The 19,278-nt window shown below is 62.2% G+C and carries 14 protein-coding genes, 1 tRNA gene and 1 pseudogene; 9 read left to right on the forward strand and 7 right to left on the reverse strand.

Annotation, left to right across the window (positions count from 1 at the left end; all coding sequences use genetic code 11):
* The first annotated feature begins 234 nt into the window (after positions 1-234).
* Positions 235-1,805, forward strand: a pseudogene (gene nhaB / locus H7R73_RS13050) (Na(+)/H(+) antiporter NhaB).
* A gap of 86 nt (positions 1,806-1,891) precedes the next feature.
* Entirely contained in the window at positions 1,892-2,413 is a 522-nt protein-coding gene (gene dsbB / locus H7R73_RS13055) for a disulfide bond formation protein DsbB (protein ID WP_010674908.1), read from the forward strand.
* 246 nt (positions 2,414-2,659) lie between these two features.
* Here the strand turns inward: dsbB and H7R73_RS13060 are convergent, their stop codons facing one another.
* From H7R73_RS13060 to uvrB, 3 genes are all read right to left on the reverse strand, one after another.
* The gene (locus H7R73_RS13060) at positions 2,660-3,322 is read right to left on the reverse strand and encodes a DedA family protein (protein ID WP_042863945.1); all 663 of its coding nucleotides are present in this window, start codon (positions 3,320-3,322) and stop codon (positions 2,660-2,662) included.
* Positions 3,323-3,468: 146 nt separating this feature from the next.
* Positions 3,469-3,726: a DUF1232 domain-containing protein gene (locus H7R73_RS13065; RefSeq protein WP_103260234.1), complete on the reverse strand. Its 258-nt coding sequence runs from the start codon at positions 3,724-3,726 to the stop codon at positions 3,469-3,471.
* A complete protein-coding gene (gene uvrB / locus H7R73_RS13070) occupies positions 3,723-5,735 on the reverse strand; it encodes an excinuclease ABC subunit UvrB (protein ID WP_103260235.1) in 2,013 nt (670 codons plus the stop codon). The genes H7R73_RS13065 and uvrB overlap by 4 nt, the downstream gene beginning before the upstream one ends.
* A gap of 132 nt (positions 5,736-5,867) precedes the next feature.
* On the opposite strand from uvrB, the gene H7R73_RS13075 reads away from it, so the two are divergent.
* The 6 genes from H7R73_RS13075 to H7R73_RS13100 all read left to right on the forward strand — a co-directional run bounded on the left by H7R73_RS13075 (position 5,868) and on the right by H7R73_RS13100 (position 13,309).
* A tRNA-Asn gene (locus H7R73_RS13075) sits at positions 5,868-5,943 on the forward strand.
* A 771-nt stretch (positions 5,944-6,714) separates the two neighbouring features.
* Positions 6,715-8,400 carry an aspartate:alanine antiporter gene (locus H7R73_RS13080; protein WP_029314601.1) on the forward strand — a complete coding sequence of 562 codons (1,686 nt, stop codon included), beginning with the start codon at positions 6,715-6,717 and terminating at the stop codon, positions 8,398-8,400.
* A 178-nt stretch (positions 8,401-8,578) separates the two neighbouring features.
* Positions 8,579-10,111, forward strand: a complete 1,533-nt coding sequence (locus H7R73_RS13085; RefSeq protein WP_103260237.1) for a lytic transglycosylase F — start codon at positions 8,579-8,581, stop codon at positions 10,109-10,111.
* Between the two features lie 174 nt (positions 10,112-10,285).
* A complete protein-coding gene (locus H7R73_RS13090; protein WP_010674916.1) occupies positions 10,286-11,251 on the forward strand; it encodes a tripartite tricarboxylate transporter substrate binding protein in 966 nt (321 codons plus the stop codon).
* Positions 11,252-11,308: 57 nt separating this feature from the next.
* Entirely contained in the window at positions 11,309-11,770 is a 462-nt protein-coding gene (locus tag H7R73_RS13095; RefSeq protein WP_005300329.1) for a tripartite tricarboxylate transporter TctB family protein, read from the forward strand.
* A 9-nt stretch (positions 11,771-11,779) separates the two neighbouring features.
* Positions 11,780-13,309, forward strand: a complete 1,530-nt coding sequence (locus tag H7R73_RS13100; RefSeq protein WP_045524545.1) for a tripartite tricarboxylate transporter permease — start codon at positions 11,780-11,782, stop codon at positions 13,307-13,309.
* Between the two features lie 137 nt (positions 13,310-13,446).
* On the opposite strand, the gene H7R73_RS13105 is transcribed toward H7R73_RS13100, so the two are convergent.
* From H7R73_RS13105 to H7R73_RS13120, 4 genes are all read right to left on the reverse strand, one after another.
* The gene (locus H7R73_RS13105) at positions 13,447-14,112 is read right to left on the reverse strand and encodes a response regulator (RefSeq protein ID WP_103260238.1); all 666 of its coding nucleotides are present in this window, start codon (positions 14,110-14,112) and stop codon (positions 13,447-13,449) included.
* Entirely contained in the window at positions 14,113-15,696 is a 1,584-nt protein-coding gene (locus H7R73_RS13110; RefSeq protein ID WP_103260239.1) for an ATP-binding protein, read from the reverse strand. It lies immediately after the preceding gene.
* Positions 15,693-16,904 (reverse strand): ROK family transcriptional regulator, encoded by a 1,212-nt coding sequence (locus H7R73_RS13115; RefSeq protein WP_103260240.1) that lies wholly within the window; start codon positions 16,902-16,904, stop codon positions 15,693-15,695. The genes H7R73_RS13110 and H7R73_RS13115 overlap by 4 nt, the downstream gene beginning before the upstream one ends.
* 104 nt (positions 16,905-17,008) lie before the next feature.
* Complete coding sequence (locus H7R73_RS13120) at positions 17,009-18,676, reverse strand: methyl-accepting chemotaxis protein (RefSeq protein WP_010674921.1); 1,668 nt, start codon at positions 18,674-18,676, stop codon at positions 17,009-17,011.
* A 128-nt stretch (positions 18,677-18,804) separates the two neighbouring features.
* On the opposite strand from H7R73_RS13120, the gene H7R73_RS13125 reads away from it, so the two are divergent.
* Positions 18,805-19,260 carry a YchJ family protein gene (locus tag H7R73_RS13125; RefSeq protein WP_080770089.1) on the forward strand — a complete coding sequence of 152 codons (456 nt, stop codon included), beginning with the start codon at positions 18,805-18,807 and terminating at the stop codon, positions 19,258-19,260.
* The last annotated feature ends 18 nt before the right edge of the window (positions 19,261-19,278 follow it).

Raw genomic sequence — 19,278 nt, forward strand, 5'->3', positions numbered from 1 at the left:
TCTTTTTGTTAAGAATATGTATACAGCAACAAGTGGGGAGTCAACCAACACCAAATGATGGGGATATAAGCGTTTGCTCGCTGGGCAAGTATCGCGGCGTTATTTATAGTTAGCGCTCCCTTGATTAAAATCATGTGCAATCAATTTGATAAAGGTGAATATCCGGATGCTCGGGCCGAGTCGGGCTCGACTGCATAGACGCAGATACCAACAACAGCACAGAGAACCATCATTATGCCAATCAGCCTAGGGCGCGCTTTTGCAAAGAATTTTTTGGGCAATGCCCCACGGTGGTACAAACTTGCCATCGTCTTATTCCTGCTGATCAATCCGATCGTCTTCCACCTTGATCCCTTCCTGGCTGGTTGCTGGTGGTCGAGTTCATCTTCACCCTGGCCATGGCGCTCAAGTGTTACCCGCTGCAACCCGGTGGCCTGCTGGCCATCGAAGCCGTGCTCATCGGCATGACCTCGGCGGACCAGATCAAGCATGAGCTGGTGGCCAACATAGAGGTGCTGTTGTTGCTGGTCTTCATGGTGGCCGGCATCTATTTCATGAAACAGCTGCTGCTCTACGTCTTCACCAAGATGCTGGTGCGCATCCATTCCAAGACGCTGCTCTCCCTCGCCTTCTGTCTGGTGTCGGCCTTCTTGTCCGCCTTCCTCGACGCCCTCACCGTGATCGCAGTGGTGATCAGCGTCGCCACCGGCTTCTACGCCATCTACCACAAGGTGGCCTCGAGCGATGAGTCCGGGGATCTGCATCAGGATGACGAGGGGATCGATGAGCTGAGTCGCCAGCACCTCAATGAGTTTCGCGCCTTCCTGCGCAGCCTGATGATGCACGCCGCCATCGGCACGGCCCTGGGAGGCGTCTGCACCCTGGTCGGCGAGCCCCAGAACCTCATCATCGGTGAACAGGCCGGGTGGCACTTCGGTGAATTTGCCATTCGCATGGCGCCAGTCACCATTCCGGTCTTCATCTGCGGCCTGCTGACCTGCATCCTGGTCGAAAAATTCCGCTGGTTCGGTTATGGCGCCCGCTTGCCCGAGCCCGTGCGTCACATCATGGAATCCTACGAGCGCGACGAGGACGCACAACGTACCCCGCAGGACAAGGCCAAGCTGATCGTCCAGGCGCTGATTGCCACCTGGCTTATCACGGGTCTTGCCCTCCATCTGGCTGCAGTCGGGCTGATCGGCCTGACGGTCATCGTGCTCGCGACGGCGTTCACCGGCGTGACTGAAGAACACGCGCTTGGCAAGGCATTCCAGGAGGCTTTGCCGTTCACCGCCCTGCTCACCGTCTTTTTCAGCGTGGTGGCTGTCATCATCGATCAACAGCTGTTCAAGCCGGTGATCCAGTGGGTACTGGCGGCCAAGCCGGAGGATCAGCTTGCCCTCTTCTACCTGGCAAACGGTCTGCTCTCCATGGTCAGTGACAACGTCTTCGTCGGCACCGTCTACATCAACGAGGTGAAGACCGCCCTGATCAACGGCGCCATCAGCCGCGAGCATTTTGATCTGCTGGCCGTGGCCATCAACACCGGCACCAACCTGCCGTCGGTCGCCACCCCCAATGGCCAGGCCGCATTCCTGTTCATGCTCACCTCGGCCCTCGCTCCCCTGCTGCGCCTCTCTTATGGCCGCATGGTCTGGATGGCGCTGCCCTATACCCTGGTGCTGGGGCTTGTCGGCTTTTTCTCCGTGGAACTGCTCCTCGGTCCTGCAACCGAATGGTTCTATCAGGCAGGGTGGTTGCTGGATCATGGGGCAGTGCCACTGCCCACCCCGGCCACACACTGATCATGAAAGGGGCTGTTCGGCCCCTTTCTTTTCAGATGGGGCTCTGCTCTAATTCAGCCACTATTTTTCTCTGAGAGATCAATCAGATGATCGAGTATCTTCGCCGCATTGCCAGTCATCGTCTGGCCTGGGGATTGCTGGCAGCCTCCGCTTTCGCGCTGGAACTCTGCGCCCTCTTCTTCCAGCACGTGCTGGGTTTGCACCCTTGCGTGATGTGCATCTATGAACGTATCGCCCTCCTCGGCGTGCTCACGGCCGGCCTCCTCGGCATGGTCGCGCCAGAGCGCTGGTACCTGCGCTGGAGTGCCATGCTCCTGTGGGGTTACAGCGCCTTCTGGGGCCTGAAACTGGCGCTCAAGCACGTGGATTACCAGATGAACCCCTCCCCCTTCAACGTATGCGAAGGGTTTGTTGACTTCCCTGCCTGGGCACCACTGGATAAGTGGGTTCCCTGGATGTTCTACCCGGACGGCGACTGCAGCGAGATCAGCTGGCAGTTCCTCGGTTTCTCCATGCCGCAGTGGCTCGTGGTCATCTTTGCCGCCTACCTGCTGGTGTTCGTCATCGTGGCTGCTGGCAACCTGATAAAAGGGCGCTGCTGCAACTAGTCGTTCACTCGACCATAAAAGGGAGCCCATGGCTCCCTTTTCATCTCCTCTTTTATCACCTCACGGCCCCATGCCCAGAGGGCCGGATCTCCTTCTCCCTGTTCTGCCAATGAAGTGGCTGCCTGCGGGTGTGCATCATCGTAACAGGCCACAAGCGGGTCAAAGGGCGCAGCGGCGACCTGCCACTCAGCCTACCAACAACAAGGGAGCCATAGGCTCCCTTGTTTCATGTCGTGCACGGCGATGTCACGCGCCTTCGGAGGTGGCCTTGCTGGCACTTCTCCTGGCCTTCACCATGCCGATCACCATGGGCAACAAGGAAACCGCGATGATGCCGAAGATGAGCAGGGTAAAGTTGTGGCGCACTACCGGCAGATTGCCAAAGAAGTGGCCGGCATAGACGAAGGAGAGCACCCACAAGAGCCCCCCCACCAGGTTGAACGCCAGGAAGCGGGGATAGGTCATGGCCCCCATGCCCGCCACGAAGGGGGCGAAGGTCCGCACTATGGGCAGGAAACGGGTGATGATGATGGTCTTGCCGCCATGCTTGGCATAGAAGGCATGGGTCTTGACCAGATAGTCCCGACGAAAGATTTTGGAATCGGGGTTGCGAAACAGCTGCTCACCGAAGAAGTGGCCTATGGTGTAGTTCACCACGTTGCCGAGCACCGCGGCGATGATCAGCACGGCGGCCAGGGTGTGCACGTCCAGCACGCTGCCCACGGTGAGGGCTCCTGCCGCAAACAGCAGGGAGTCCCCCGGCAGGAAGGGAGTCACCACCAGCCCGGTCTCGCAGAAGATGATGAGAAACAGGATGGCGTAAACCCAGATCCCATAGTTTTCAAACAGCTCTTTCAGATGTACGTCAACGTGCAGAATAAAGTCGATGGCAAAGAGGATCAGATCCATTTTTTGGTACCCATGAAGTGAACGGCGTGGAGTCTACGCCAATGAGACCTGGCTCACAATCTCCCCATGGTCCCCTTTTTCGAACTCCATGAAGGGAGTCATTCAATCCCCCTTCTTTTTCCCTTTCCCTGAACGTAGGGTTCTGCTCACTCGGCCTTGTCCAGAGCGGCCAGCACCTCGCCGGGCAGGCATTTCTCCCAGCCCCACAAGAGGAGCAGCAACAGGGTCGCGTCGTCGAGCCAGCCAAGGAGAGGCACCACATCGGGGACAACGTCCACCGGGCTGATGCCATAGAGCAGGATAAGGATCACCAGCCCCTTCACCCACCAGGGCGTGCCTGGGTGGCGAAAGCCCTGATAGAGGCGGCGCAAACGCCGCCAGATGAGCCAGCGTCTGGTGCTCATGACGCGATCAGCTCGCCGCGCAGCCGCTGGATCTGATCCCGCAGCGCCGCCGCCTGTTCGAACTCCAGATCCCGCGCATGCTGGAACATCTGCTCTTCCATCCGCTTGATCTCCTTGCTGATCTCGCTGGCAGAGCGGGCATGGTACTCCCCTTGCGGTTCGGCAGCCTTGCGACTCCCCTTGCCGGCCTTGCCCGCCGTGCGGCTGCCCCCCATGTCCATCACATCGCCGATGGCCTTGTTGAGCCCCTTCGGCACGATGCCGTGTTCCAGGTTGTGGGCGTGTTGCAGGGCGCGGCGCCGCTCGGTCTCTTCAATCGCGACCTTCATGGAGTTGGTGATGGTATCCCCGTAGAGGATCACCTTGCCGTTGAGGTTGCGTGCCGCCCGGCCGATGGTCTGAATGAGGGAGCGGGTGGAGCGCAGGAAGCCCTCTTTATCCGCATCCAGAATGGCCACCAGGGAGACTTCCGGCATGTCGAGGCCTTCGCGCAGCAGGTTGATGCCCACCAGCACATCGAACTTGCCAAGGCGCAGGTCGCGGATGATCTCCACCCGCTCCACGGTATCGATGTCCGAGTGCAGATAGCGCACCCGTACCTCGTGATCCGCCAGGTATTCGGTCAAGTCCTCCGCCATCCGCTTGGTCAGTGTCGTGACCAGCACCCGCTCCTCCACGGCGACCCGCTTGCGGATCTCGGAGAGCAGATCGTCCACCTGGGTGGTGACCAGTCGCACTTCCACCTCGGGATCGAGCAGGCCGGTGGGACGCACCACCTGCTGCACCACGTCACCGCCGGACTTCTCCAGCTCGTAGGGGCCCGGGGTCGCCGAGACGAACACCGTCTGCGGCATCAGCGCCTCGAACTCGTCGAACTTGAGGGGCCGGTTGTCCAGCGCCGAGGGAAGGCGGAAGCCGTACTCCACCAGGGTCTCCTTGCGGGATCTGTCCCCTTTGAACATGGCGCCGATCTGCGGCACCGTGACGTGGGATTCGTCGATGATGAGCAGGCCGTCCCCCGGCAGGTAGTCAAACAGGGTGGGTGGCGGCTCACCCGGCGCGCGACCGGAGAGGTAGCGGCTGTAGTTCTCGATACCGGAGCAGTAACCCAGCTCCTGCATCATCTCCATGTCGAACTGGGTGCGCTGGCTGATGCGCTGCTCCTCCACCAGCTTGTTGAGGCTCATCAACTGCTCGCGCCGCCCCTTGAGCTCCTCCTTGATGTGCTCGATGGCACCCAGGATGGTCTCCCGCGGGGTGGCGTAGTGGGTCTTGGGGTAGATGGTGTAGCGCACCACCGTCTGCTCGATGGCGCCGGTCAGGGGATCGAACAGGGAGAGGCTTTCTACCTCTTCATCAAACAGCTCCACCCGCAGGGCCAGCTTGTCCGATTCGGCGGGGTAGATGTCGATCACCTCCCCCCGCACCCGGAAGGTGCCGCGCTGGAAGGCCATGTCGTTGCGGGTGTACTGCAGTTCGGCGAGGCGGCGCAGGATATCCCGCTGATTGATCACGTCCCCCACTTTGAGGTGCAGCATCATGCTGAGGTAGGCCTGGGGATCCCCCAGACCATAGATGGCCGATACCGAGGCGACGATCACCACGTCGCGCCGCTCCAGCAGCGCCTTGGTGGCTGACAGCCGCATCTGCTCGATGTGATCGTTGATGGAAGCATCCTTCTCGATGAAGGTGTCCGTGGTCGGCACATAGGCTTCGGGCTGGTAGTAGTCGTAATAAGAGACGAAATACTCCACCGCGTTGTCGGGGAAGAACTCCTTCATCTCCCCGTAAAGCTGGGCCGCCAGGGTCTTGTTGGGGGCCAGGATCATGGTGGGACGATTGAGGGTCGCGATGACGTTGGCCATGGTAAAGGTCTTGCCCGAACCGGTCACCCCGAGCAGGGTCTGATGGGCCAGTCCTGACTCGATGCCATCGAGCAGCTGGGCGATGGCCCTCGGCTGATCCCCGGCGGGTTGAAACTGGCTGGCCAACTGGAATAACTTGCTCATGACGACTCCCGGCAAAAAACGGCAAGGGAGCAGTGTACCCCGAGTTGAAGGAGCTGGGTATCCGCTCACCCTCCCTGATGGCTATTGACCCCGAAATACGACCTCTGTATGATGCACCTCCTTGCCTGATGTTCCCCCGTAGTTCAGTCGGTAGAACGGCGGACTGTTAATCCGTATGTCACTGGTTCAAGTCCAGTCGGGGGAGCCAATTCCTCACCATCTCGGTGCAAGTTATCCACTTTAGTGCTTTCCTCTTCCAATTTTAATGCACAAGCCCTTCCCTGCGGCCTGACTCCCTTTTGATCTCCCGATACTGACCAGCAGCGTTTTGTTCTGCTGCGCATAACTATTTGATTTTTATAGAAACAATTTATTGCAGGTATTTTTTGAACAGTCCTTGCAGCCCAGTATTGGCGCGGCTTTCAGCCTGTTCGCCAAGTTTCATGAACAGGGTTATCCACAGTTTCTGTGGGTAACTTGACCAAAGCCACGGTTCATCTGGGCTGGCAGCCATTGTCCCCGGTTTGCGATGGCTGCCCCCGCTCTTCCCCATTTTCTGCTGTTTTTCCCTTCCCCCCTAAATGGGATGAATCGACTCGCGGTGCTGCCTGTGGGTGATTTTTTTTCGCTATGCCGCGTCCTGCGGGTCAGCCCTCGCCGGATGAGTCATGAGTCTCTTTTGTTACCCTTCAATTTCCTCAGTGGAAAATGCTGAAAAACGTGCCCGTTTGCTCCCCATGCAGCAGGTAATAAATTGTCCACAGGAGTGTCATCCCCTCCCTGCTCGACAGCATATTTCACTCATTGACAGCGGGCCTTGCAGCGTAAAATAGAGGTGTTTTCCCCAGCCCCCCCTCGCATCCCTATCTTCACCGAAGAGACCAGCACTTAACTGGCTGTTAATCCGCTTTGGCGCTTCTTTCTTGATACAGGATCCGGCACAATATCGGCCCCACTTTTTTCCTCGGTTTTTCCGGGCATGACCATAGATTTCGTGACACTGCTACATCAAAGCGACTCCCTGCTGCTGTTCGTGGTACTGGCCTTCGGGCTGCTGCTGGGCAAGGTACGCATCGGCAACTTCCAGATAGGCAACACCATAGGCGTGCTCTTCACCGCCCTGCTGTTTGGCCAGATGGGATTCCAGTTTTCCACCTCCACTGAAAACGTCGGCTTCATGCTGTTCATCTTCTGCGTGGGGATTGAAGCGGGGCCGCACTTTTTCAGCGTCTTCCTTCGCGACGGCATCCACTACATCACCCTGACCCTGGTGATCCTGTTGTCGGCCCTGCTGCTGACCGTGGGGCTCGCCAAGTTCTTCAATCTGGGGCCCGGCATGGCCGCCGGCATTCTGGCAGGTTCCCTCACCTCCACGCCGGCCCTGGTGGGGGCCCAGGACGCCCTGCGAAGCGGATTGCTCAACCTGCCCCACCAGACCGACATGCAGTCGGTGCTCGACAACATGGGGATAGGCTATGCCCTGACCTACCTGGTGGGACTGGTGGGCCTGATGCTGGTGGTACGCTACCTTCCTTCCCTGGCCAGGCTGGATCTCAACACCGAGGCCCAGAAGATCGCCCGCGAGCGGGGGCTCTCCGACAGCGAGAGCCGCAAGACCTATCTGCCCATCATCCGCGCCTATCGGGTCGGCCCGGAGCTCGCCGCCTGGATCGGCGGTCGCACCCTGCGCGAAACCGGCATTTATCCCCACACAGGCTGCTATGTGGAGCGCATTCGCCGCAACGGCATTCTGGCCAGCCCCGATGGTGACGCCGTCATTCAGGAAGGGGACGAGATCGCCCTGGTGGGCTACCCCGAGAGCCACGAGAAGCTCGACGTCAACTACCGCAACGGCAAGGAGGTGTTCGATCGCAACCTGCTTGACCTGCAGATCGTCACCGAAGAGATCGTGGTGAAGAATGACGCCGTGGTGGGTCGCCATCTGGTGGAGCTCAACCTCACCGAGAAGGGATGCTTCCTCAACCGGGTGGTGCGCTCCCAGATAGAGATGCCCTTTGATCGCAACATCATGCTGCAAAAGGGCGACGTGCTGCAGATCAGCGGCGAGAAGCAGCGGGTCAAGCTGCTGGCCAACAAGATAGGCTTCATCAGCATCCACAGCCAGACCACGGATCTGGTGGCCTTCGCCACCTTCTTCGTGCTGGGCCTGCTCATCGGCTCCGTCTCCCTGGTGTTCGGCCAGATAGAGTTCGGCCTCGGCAATGCCGTCGGCCTGCTGCTGGCGGGGATCCTGATGGGCTACCTGCGTGCCAACCACCCCACGGTGGGCTATGTGCCACCAGGCGCCCTGCGCCTTGCCAAGGATCTCGGACTCGCCGTCTTCATGGTGAGTACCGGCCTCAAGGCGGGGGGCGGCATCCTTGATCACCTGAGCGAAGTGGGGATGGTGGTACTCTTCTCCGGCATGCTGGTGACCACCTTGCCAGTGCTGGTAGGCTACCTGTTCGGTGTCTGGGTGCTGAAAATGAACCCGGCCCTGCTGCTTGGTGCCATCACCGGGGCCCGTACCTGCGCCCCGGCCATGGACGTGGTGAACGAGGCGGCCAACAGCTCCATCCCGGCGCTCGGCTACGCCGGCACCTATGCGGTGGCCAACGTCATGCTGACCCTGGCGGGCTCCTTCATCATCGGCTTCTGGTTCTAGCCGCCGAGTACCTGCCCGCCCATGAAAAAAGGGAGCCTCGAGGCTCCTTTTTTCATGGGCGGGCACTCCTGGATGGAATAGTGAAAATCGTGCTATGGGGACGGGTCTATCAAACCCAATAAGCTAAATCCTCTACAAGGTGCCACTTACACTCAATAAAACGAGCGAGGTGTAAGTGATGAAACGCGCATGGATGATTGTGATCTGGTGGTTCTGCTCCCTGACGCCAGCCTGGGGGGCCGAATCCGGCAAGCAGGTGGCCCCCGAGGCAGAGACGGAGAAAAGCGCCCTGAGCTTTGCAAACGACGAGCTTGCCAAACCCAGGCTGGGAGATCTCGACGTCATGCTGGAGCAGCGCACCATCCGGGTGCTCACCACCTACAACAAGACAGGATTTTTCATCACCAAGGGCGTGCAACGGGGGGCCACCTACGATGCCTTCATGCAGGTGGAAAAGCGCCTCAACGAACAGTTGCGCAAGCAAAAGGCGATCAAACGCCACCTCAAGGTGCACTTCGTCTTCATTCCCGTGGCCCGGGAAGCCCTGCTGGCCTCCCTCATCGAAGGCAAAGGCGACATCGCCGCCGCCAACCTCACCATCACGGACAAACGCAGGCAACAGGGTATCGCCTTCACCGATCCCCTGCTTGAAAACGTGCGGGAGCTGCTCGTCTCCGGACCCCTCTCCCCCAAGGTGGAAAGCGCCGCCGATCTCGGGGGCCAGCGCGTCTTCGTACGCCCCTCCTCCAGCTACTACGAGAGCCTGCTCGCCTACAACCAGGCCCGCAAGTCGGCGGGAGAGCCCCTCATCGACCTCCAACCCGCCTCGGAGGTGCTCGAAGATGAAGATCTGGTGGAGATGGTGAACGCAGGCCTGCTCCCCTTCATCGTCATGGACGAGCACAAGGCCCGCTTCTGGAAAAAGATTTTCCCCGGGATCACCATTCACGACACCCCCGTGTTCCGGGAGGGGGGCGTCATCGCCTGGGCGGTGCGCAAGGAGAGCCCCCAATTGCTCGCCATGCTCAACGAGCAGATAAAGGCGCTGCGCGGCAAGGCGACGGGGGACGAGATCCTGGCCCGTTATCTCAAGCAGAACAAGTTCGTCAAAAGCGCCGCCGCCGAGGCGGAGCGCAAGAAATTCCTGCAGGTGGTCGAGCTGTTCCGTGAATATGGCGAACGCTATGACATGGACTGGCTGCTGATGGCGGCCCAGGGCTACCAGGAGTCCGCCCTCAACCACCAGGCCCGCAGCCATGTGGGCGCCATCGGCATCATGCAGATCATGCCCGCCACCGGCAAGGGGCTGAAGGTCGGCGACATCCGCAAGCTCGAGCCCAATATTCACGGCGGCGTCAAATACATGCGCTGGATGATCGATCACTACTATGCGGACGAGCCCATGACCGCCCTCGACAAGGCCCTCTTCTCGTTCGCCTCCTACAATGCCGGCCCCGCCCGGGTGGCGCGGCTCCGCGCCGAGGCCAGAAAACGGGGGCTGGATCCCAACGTCTGGTTCCACAATGTCGAGTACGTAGCGGCGGAGAAGATTGGCCCCGAGACGGTCACCTATGTGGGCAACATCTACAAGTACTACATCGCCTACAAGCTGGTGATGGAGCAGGTGGCCCTGCGCCAGCAGGCGAGCGATGCCCTGAAACAGGAGGCGAAGGAGGACGTCAGCACATCGGCGGCGAAACCGACCCAGTGAGCCTTGCCGGACGAGGCGCTCACGAGCGCCTCGTTTCTATGCGCGCGCCCCTCTTCGGCCCATGACCAGAATGAACACAATGGTCACAACAGCCTTAATAGCCATTACGGTCAGATTGTTTTCCAGCCAGACATGATTAATTAACCTTCTTGCAACAATCACAAGGAGAGCACCATGTTGCAAGGAACCCTCAAACGCACCCTGATCGGTAGCCTGCTCGCACTGAGCGTCGGCGCCCACGCCCAGATCAACGAAGTCCACTTCCTGATCCCGGGCGGCGCTGGCGGCGGCTGGGATACCACGGCCCGCGGCACCGGTGAAGTGCTGGCCAAGTCCGGTCTGGTCAAGACCGTCTCCTACCAGAACATGTCCGCCGGTGGCGGCGCCAAGGCCATCGCCCACCTCATCGAGACCTCGGCCCAGTCCGACAAGACCCTGATGGTCAACTCCACCCCCATCATCGTCAAATCCCTCTCCAAGGAGCTGCCCCAGTCCTTCCGTGACCTGACGCCAGTGGCCGCCATCATCGCCGACTACCAGGCACTGGCGGTGAAAGCGGACTCCCCCTATCAGAACTGGGCCCAGCTGCTGGCAGCCTACGAGGAGAACCCGGCCAAGGTGAAGATCGCCGGGGGCTCCGCCCGTGGCAGCCTGGATCACCTGGTCGCCGCCCTGACCTTCAAGAACGCCGGGGCTGACGCCAGCAAGCTGCGCTACGTCGCCTACGATGCCGGTGGCAGCGCCATGGCCGCCGTGCTGGCCGGAGAGACCCAGGCCATCTCCACCGGCTTTGGCGAGGCAATGGAAGCGGTCAAGTCAGGCCAGATGCGGATCCTCGGGGTCACTTCCGACAAACGCCTGCCGGGGGCGGAGCAGATCCCCACCTTCAGCGAGCAGAACAACCCCACCGTCTTCGCCAACTGGCGCGGTTACTTCGCCTCCCCCACCATCAGCCCGGAGAAATCCGCCGAGTTTGCCGCCCTGCTCAAGCAGATGTACGACAAGCCGGAATGGGAAGTGGTCCGCAGCCGCAACAGCTGGACCAACCTCTACCAGTCCGGTCCCGAGTTCACCGCCTTCCTTGACGGCCAGGAGCAGCAGATCGGCGGCCTGATGCGCGAGCTCGGCTTCATCAAATAACCCTCGCTGTCCCATCGCAGGCGGGCGCAGGCCCGCCGCTCATGTTGGAGTCAAAAGATGAACATTACCAAGGAGCGACTGGGGGGTCTGCTGTTTCTGCTGCTCTCCCTCGCCTATGGCTACTACGCCACCGAGATACCGGGCTACCCCGGCGACGAATACGAACCCTTCACCGCCAGCACCCTGCCCTATGCCCTGGCCGGGATCGGGGCGCTGCTCTCCCTGCTGCTGGTGCTCTTCCCCGGGGGCGAGCCCCTGCGCCGGGAAGAGGGGGACTGGCGCCGGGTCTTCATCCTGCTCGGGCTCATGGTCATCTACGGACTGGGGCTCACCTGGTTTGGCTTCGTGCTCTCGACCATCGCCTTCCTGAGCGTGGGCATCCGGGTGCTCGGTGAGCCCAGCCTGCGCTACGGCCTGATGATCAGCGTCCCCTTCTCCATCGGCTTCTGGGCCCTGCTCACCAAGGGGCTCAACGTCTATCTGGAGCCGGGTCGCCTGTTCACCCTGCTCGGTTTCTAAGGAGTCACCATGTTAGACGGAATCTTGCAAGGACTCGGCACCGCACTGCTGCCGGTCAACCTGATGATGGTGGTGCTTGGCTGCTTCATCGGCACCTTTATCGGCATGTTGCCGGGCCTTGGCCCGGTCACTGCCATCGCCCTGATGATCCCCATCACCTATGGCCTGGATCCGGCCTCCGGCATCATCTTGATGGCGGGGGTCTATTACGGCGCCATCTTCGGGGGCTCCACCTCCTCCATCCTGATCAACGCCCCCGGCTGCTCCGCCACCGTGGTCACCGCCTTCGACGGCTATCCCCTGGCCTGCAAGGGACAGGCGGGCAAGGCGCTGGCCATCGCCGCCTACGCCTCCTTCACCGGCGGCACCCTCTCCGCCATCATGCTGATGGTGGCGGCGCCCCTGCTCGCCAAGGTCTCCCTCTCCTTCCAGTCGGCGGACTACTTCGCCCTCATGGTGCTGGGCCTCTCCGCCGTGGCAGCCTTTGCCGGCAAGGGGCAGGTGCTCAAGGCGCTGATCATGGCGCTGTTCGGCATCATGATCTCCACCATCGGCATCGACCGCAGCGTCGGGGTGGACAGGTTCACCTTCGGGCTGCCGGACCTGCGTGACGGCTTCTCCTTCCTGCTGCTGGCCATGGCCACCTTTGCCCTCGCGGAGATCCTGATGGCGGTGCTGCGCCCCGGCAAGGACAACAGCGAGGAAGAGGCAAGGCAGATGCAGCAGCTCGGCAGCCTCAAGCTCAGCAAGGAAGAGGTCAGGGAAATCGCGCCTCCCATCGCCCGCTCCTCGGTGCTGGGCTTTCTCATCGGCGTGTTGCCGGGAGCCGGTGCCACCATCGCCGCCTTCATGGCCTATGGGGCCGAGCGCAACATCGCCGGCAAGCAGCGCCAGGAGCAGTTCGGCAAGGGCAGCCTGCGCGGCCTGGCCGCCCCGGAAGCGGCCAACAACGCCGCCTCCACCGGCTCCTTCGTGCCCCTGCTGACCCTGGGGATCCCGGGCTCCGGCACCACGGCCCTCATCCTGGGCGCCCTGGTGGCCTACGGCATCCAGCCGGGCCCGCGTCTGTTCATGGAGCATCCGGATGTCTTCTGGTCGGTGATCATCTCCATGTATCTGGGCAACGTGGTGCTGTTGATCCTGAACCTTCCCCTCATCCCCTACCTGGCCCGGGTACTGGCGGTGCCGCGCCCCGTGCTCATCCCCATGGTGCTGCTGTTCTCCCTGACCGGGGTCTATCTGGTCTCCTTCAACACCATGGACATCCATGTGATGGCCATCGTTGCACTGATCGCCATCGGCCTGCGCCTGCTCACCTTCCCCATGGCCCCCATGCTGCTCGGCTTCATCCTGGGGGGCATGCTGGAGGACAACCTGCGCCGGGCCCTGGTGATCAACGACGGCAGCCTGAGCTTCCTGTGGGAGCGCCCCATCACCCTCGCCTTCACGGTGATCACCCTGACCATGTTGCTGCTGCCCGTCTGGCAGTGGTGGCAGGCTCGCCGGGCCCCCAAGGGGGAGCCTGCCACCAGCCACTGAATCGATGAGCCTCTGCCACCTCTGAACCCTGCCCATAACGCGCAGAGACCTTGATGCCCACGGGAAGCAAACCCTGATAAAAAGAGCGCCGAAAGGCGCTCTTTTCTTGTCTGGACAGCAGGTTCCGGGCGACCGGATCACGGCTTGCGGTAACGCCGCTCCGGCCGCCCGACGGTGCCATATTCGAGCTCTGGGCTCGCCAGTTGCTGCCCCACCAGAAATTCCAGATAGCGGCGCGCCGTGGTCCGGCTCACCCCTATCCGGCTGCCTATCTCCTCGGCACTGGCGGCCTCCGGAGTCAGTGCCGCCAGCACCCGCTGCAGGGTGAGAGCATCGATGCCCTTGGGCAGTCCCTCTGCCGCCACCTGCTGCAACGGCGTACCGAACAGGGTGTCCACCGCCTGCTGGTCGATGTCGGCCAACGCCGCCAGGGCGGCGATGCTCTGACGGTACTTCTCCAGGGTGTCGCGCAGCCGCTCGAACACCACGGGTTTCAAGATGAAATCCACCACCCCGAGGCGCATCGCCTCCTGCAGTGCCGCGGCCTCACGGGCGGCGGTGAGCAGGATGACGTCGAGGTGGGCCCCGCGCTGGCGCAACTCCCGCAGCAGGGAGAAGCCCTCCCCGTCCGGCAGCCAGACATCCAGCAACACCAGATCGGGTTTGAGGATCTCTATCTGCTCTCTGGCATCGAACAGGGTGAGCGCCACCCCCAGCACCTCGAAACCGGCGAGGCGCTGCACGAAGCGACGGTGGATCTCGGCAATGGCCGGATCATCCTCGACGATCAGGATCTTGATCACTCATACCTCCTTGGGTATGTAACAGACGACACAACTTCCCTGCGCCGTGGCTTCGATGGTGATGGTCCCCTGCAGGGCATCCAGTGTCTTGCGCACCAGGGCCAGACCTATGCCGTGGTCGGGTTCGGCCTTGCTGCTGACCCCGCGCTCGAACAAGGTGTCCGCCAAAGCGGGATCGACGCCGCCGGCCCCGTCCTCCACCTCCAGAATGAGATCCTGGCCGAGATCGCTCAAAGAGACCCGGATCGGCTGGTAGGGGGCGCCATGGCCGCGGGTCGCCTCGAAGGCGTTGTCGATGAGGTTGCCAAGCAGGGTCACCAGCTGGGAGCCGCTGACCCGGGCGGGGATGTCGTGCAGGCGGGAATCCGGATCCACCTCCAGCACCAGTCCCAGCTCATGGGCTCTGTGGTACTTGCCAAGCAGCAGGCCCGCCACCTTGGGCTTGGCGATGGCCCCCATCAAAAAGCTCAGGAGGGTCTGCTCGGTGGCCGCCTCCCGGCCGATGAAGGCGAGCGCCTCCCGGGTGGCCCCCAGCTCGATGAGACCAGCGATGGTGCCGAGCTGGTTGTTGTGTTCGTGGGTCTGCACCCGCAGCAGATCGCTGTAGGCCTGCACCTGGGAGAGCTGGGCACTGAGCTCGGCCAACTCGTCCTTGCGCCGAAAGCTCGACACGGCGCCGATCAGCCGACCCTCCTGCACCAGAGGCAGCCGGTTGACGATGAGGGACTGACCGTTGAGCACTATCTCCTCGTCATACTGGGGCCGGGGATCCTGAATGAGGGAGAGCATGCGGCTGCCGGGCAGCAAGCGGGTGACGGGCTGGCCTATGGCGGCCTGCGCGGCCCGCTCATCGAGGCGCAGCAGCCGGATGCCGTTGGGGTTGAGGGAGGTGAGCCTGCCTTGCTCGTCGATGGTGAGTATCCCCTCGCGCACCGTGCGCAGGGTGCAGTCGAGCTCCGCATAGAGGCGGCCGATCTGCTCGGGCTCAAACCCCAGCAGGGCCCGCTTGTAGCGTTTGGCCAGCCAGGCCGCGGCGACGCTGTTGAGCAGCACTATGAGCAGTGTCATTGCGAGGCCAAAGCGCAGGAAGCCCTGCAGGTCCGCCTCTATGTCCCGCACCAGATAACCGACAGAGACCACGCCGATGACCCTGCCCATCTCATCCCGGATGGGCCCCTTGCCACGCACCGAGACCCCGAGGGACCCTTGAGCGCGGGAGATGTAGAACTCCCCCCGTAGGGCGCGTCCGGGATCGTCCCCCATCATGGGTTTGCCTATCCTGTCCGCATTGGGGTGCACCAGGCGGGTGGCCTGCCTGTCCCCGATGACGATGTAGCTGGCACCGACCTCGGCCCGCATCCGCTCCACAAGCACGTTGAGGCGGGTGCTATCGGCTCGCTTCACCCCGGCGATGACGCCGGGCTCACGGGCCACCAGCCGCGCCACGTCCAGGGCCTGATCCCCCACCTCCCGGTAGCGCTGCTCGGCGACGTAGTAGTAGCTGGCCCCGCTCAGCAACACCAGTTGCAACAGACTGACCAGACAGAGAATGAGCAGGAAGCGTCCTTGCAACCCGAGCCTCATGCCTCCTTGTCGCCTCGCAACAAGTCGAGCAGCAGACTGCCATCGCGCAAGGCCTTGTGCACCTGCACCGAGGTGGGTTTGGTGGGATCTTCGTAAAAGTGGGTGGATTCGATCTGCAGGCGTACCAGGTACTCGGCGGGCAACTGGCTTGCCAGGGACTGGTGCAGCATGGGGAAGAGCAGTCGATCGGCCCGGGTGATCTCCCCCCCGAGCAGCAGCTTGCCCGGGTTGAGCAAGCAGATGAGGTTCGCCAGTACCCGGGAGAGGCGGCCCGCCGCCTGGTGCAGGATGTCCTGACACAGGCTGTTGCCCGCCAACGCCAGCTCGCACAGCTCGCGGATGGTGACGCTTTCGGGCAGATCGAACTCCTGCATCCGTTCGCGCAGCTCCCGATATTGCGCCTCCAGCGCCTGATTGGTCACCAGGGTGCAGGCGCAACCGAAGCCACCGCAGTAGCAGCGCTGGCCATAAGGTTCGAGCTGCAGGTGGCTGAGATCCCCGAGCAGAGCCGACTCGCTCTCGATGAGCTGGCCATTGACCACCATGCCGACCCCGATGTCGTTGTGCACAAACACCAGCACCGCATCCGAGCAGTTCCTGGCGGCGCCCCACTCCCGCTCGGCCTGGATCCAGGTGCGCACGTCGCCGCTCACCAGCACGGGTACCGAGAAGGCCTCCTGCAGGGTGGGACCGAGGGGCCAGTTGCGCAGATCGTAATAGGGAAAATGCTTGACCATGCCGGAGTGGCGCTCCACCTGGCCGGGCAGGCAGAGGGCGATGCAGGCCAGACGCAGCGCCTTCTTGGGCAAAAAGCCCTCGATGGCCCGCACCAGGCTGGCCAGCAGCTCGGCACGCTCAGTCTCGTTGAAGACATGGCGATGGCGCGCCAGGGAGTGACCCGCGAGATCGAACAGGGCCATGTCCACATAGCCGCGCCCCAGGCGCATGGAGAGAAACTGGAAGCGGCGCTCGTTGATGCGCAGCAGGGTCTGGCGACGGCCACGCCCCACCGAGCTCTCGCCGCAGGTGACCACCAGGCCGCCGTCCAGCAGCTCGCGGGTGATCTTGGTGATGCTGGCAGGCGACAGGCCGGTCAGACGGGACAGATCGGTACGGGACAGCTCCTTGTGCTCCTCCAGGCTGGCATAGACCAGGCCGTAGTTGAGCTGACGGATCAAATCGATACTGCCTTTCACGATCTCATTCATAGGGTTGGGGCTAACGAAAGGAACGAATGGCGCGATTTTCACACATTCTGCGCCGATCCCCAAATTTGCCGTCTGGAAATCCTGTCCAGACGGCAAAAATGTGATTAGTAACGGAAGCGGGAGACGAGTTGGCGCAATTTGTCACCCGTGCCTGCCAGGGCGCGGGTGGTGGTGCTGGACTCCCCGGACGCCTCGGTCAGCTCGCTGACGATCTGCTGGATGGCCACCAGGTTCTTGTTGATCTCCTCGGAGACCGCGTGCTGCTCCTCGGCGGCCGTGGCGATCTGGATGTTCATGTCGTTGATGGTGCCGACCGCCGCCACCATGCTGTCCAGGGAGCTGGCGATGTGGCTCGCCTCCTGCACCGTCTCCTGGCTGCGTGCCTCGCTGGCCTGCATCACCTCCACCGCCTGTTTAACTCCGCCCTGCAGGCGCTGGAGCATCTCGTTGATCTCCTTGGTGCTCTGCTGGGTACGGCCCGCGAGGGATCGCACCTCGTCCGCCACCACCGCAAAGCCGCGCCCCTGCTCGCCCGCCCGGGCCGCCTCGATGGCGGCGTTGAGGGCCAGCAGGTTGGTCTGATCGGCGATGCCGCGAATGACCTCCACCACGGAGCCTATCTTGCCGGTCTCGTGGGCGAGCTGTTCGATGACCCCGGCCGCCACATGCACTTCGTCCACCAGCCGGTTGATGCTGCCGATGGCGCTGTTCACCACCCCCCGGGCCGCATCGGACTCGCGGGCCGCATCGCTGGTGGCGCTGGCTGCGTTGGAGGCGCTAGCCGCCACCTCCTGGGCGGTGGAGCTCATCTCGGTCACCGCGGTCACCACCTGATCCGTCTCCTTGCCGTGGCCCTGCATCTGCCTGTCCGCATGCTCGCTCAGGCTATGCAGCCGATCCACGGCCCCCAGCAACTGGTGACTGGTCTCCCCCACCTGGCTCACCACCGACTGGATCCGCTCGACGAAGCGGTTGAAGGCGGCGGCCAGCTGCCCCACCTCATCCTTGCTCTGCACCTTGAGGCGCTGGGTCAGATCCCCGTCCCCGTCGGCGATGTCGTTGAGTGCGGCAACCGCATCCGCCAGCGGGCGGGTGACCCGGTTGCCGATCACCACGGTGGCCGCCAGGGTCACCCCCAGGATCACCAGGATGAACAGCACCCCGGTTTTCAGGGAGCCATACATGGTCTCCTCCCGCTCGCTGCGCAGGGTGGCCAGCTCATTGTCGATGTCGTCGATGTAGAAGCCCGTGCCCACGACCCACTGATATTTGTCGAGCACCAGGTTGAAAGAGAGCTTGGGGGCATCCCGCCCGATAGAGGGCTTGTTGGTCCAGTACTCCGAGAAGCCATCTCCTTCCCGCGCCGACTTGATGATCCCCTGAATGAGGAAGGCACCCTTGGTATCCTTGTCCTGCCAGCGGTTCTTCCCCTCCATCTCGGGCCGGGTCGGCAGCAGCACGGTATTGCCCTGATAGTCATAGACGAAGAAGTAGCCGTCGCTGCCATAGCGCAGCGGCCGCAATATCTCCTTCACCTGCTGGCGCACTTCGGGACTGTCAGGCTTGCCGTAGCTGCCCTCGATGGCCGTCTTGGCCAGCATCAGATAACTGCTGAGCAGCGCCTTGCGCTCCTTGATTGCCCTCTCCCGCGCCACCACCAGATCCGACTCCAGATCGCTCCTGGCCACCAGGTAGTTGCTGAGATTGACCACCAGGGCCATCAGCAGCACGGGGATGGCCCCCAGTAACAGGATCTTCTGCTTAAGTGTCATTGTGTCACCCTTTGTGCTGTGTTCATTGCTGCATGATGTCTGCCTAAACGGCATGGGAAGCTGGCCGAAAGGGAAGTGCGTTCGCTACAATCCCGCCACCTTTCATTATCGACCAGATGAGCTGACTCATGAACCTATGTCCTTGCGGTTCCTCTCTTTTTCTTGCCAAGTGCTGCGGTGTACTCCACGCAGGTCAGCCCGCCGCCACCCCGGAGCAGCTGATGCGATCCCGCTACAGCGCCTTCGTACTGGGATTGGGAGAATATCTGGTACACAGCTGGCACCCGGACTATCTGAACGGGCTGACTGCGGCCGACCTCTCATCGACCGACACCCGCTGGGATGGCCTCGAAATCCTCGCCAGCCAGGGCGGCCCCGATGACACCCACGGCATGGTGGAATTCAAGGCCTGGTTCCTGGAGGGGGACGAACGTCACTGCCTCCATGAGCGCTCCCGCTTCGTGCGCCATCAGGGGCGCTGGGTCTACACCGACGGCGAGCAGGATCCGGCGCCGCTGCGGGTCGGGCGAAACGACCCCTGCCCCTGTGGCAGCGGCAAGAAGTTCAAGAAGTGCTGCGGCTGAAGTTTCCCCTACGCCGCC

The organism is Aeromonas sp. WP2-W18-CRE-05 (assembly GCF_014168615.1).
Taxonomy (GTDB): domain Bacteria; phylum Pseudomonadota; class Gammaproteobacteria; order Enterobacterales; family Aeromonadaceae; genus Aeromonas; species Aeromonas caviae.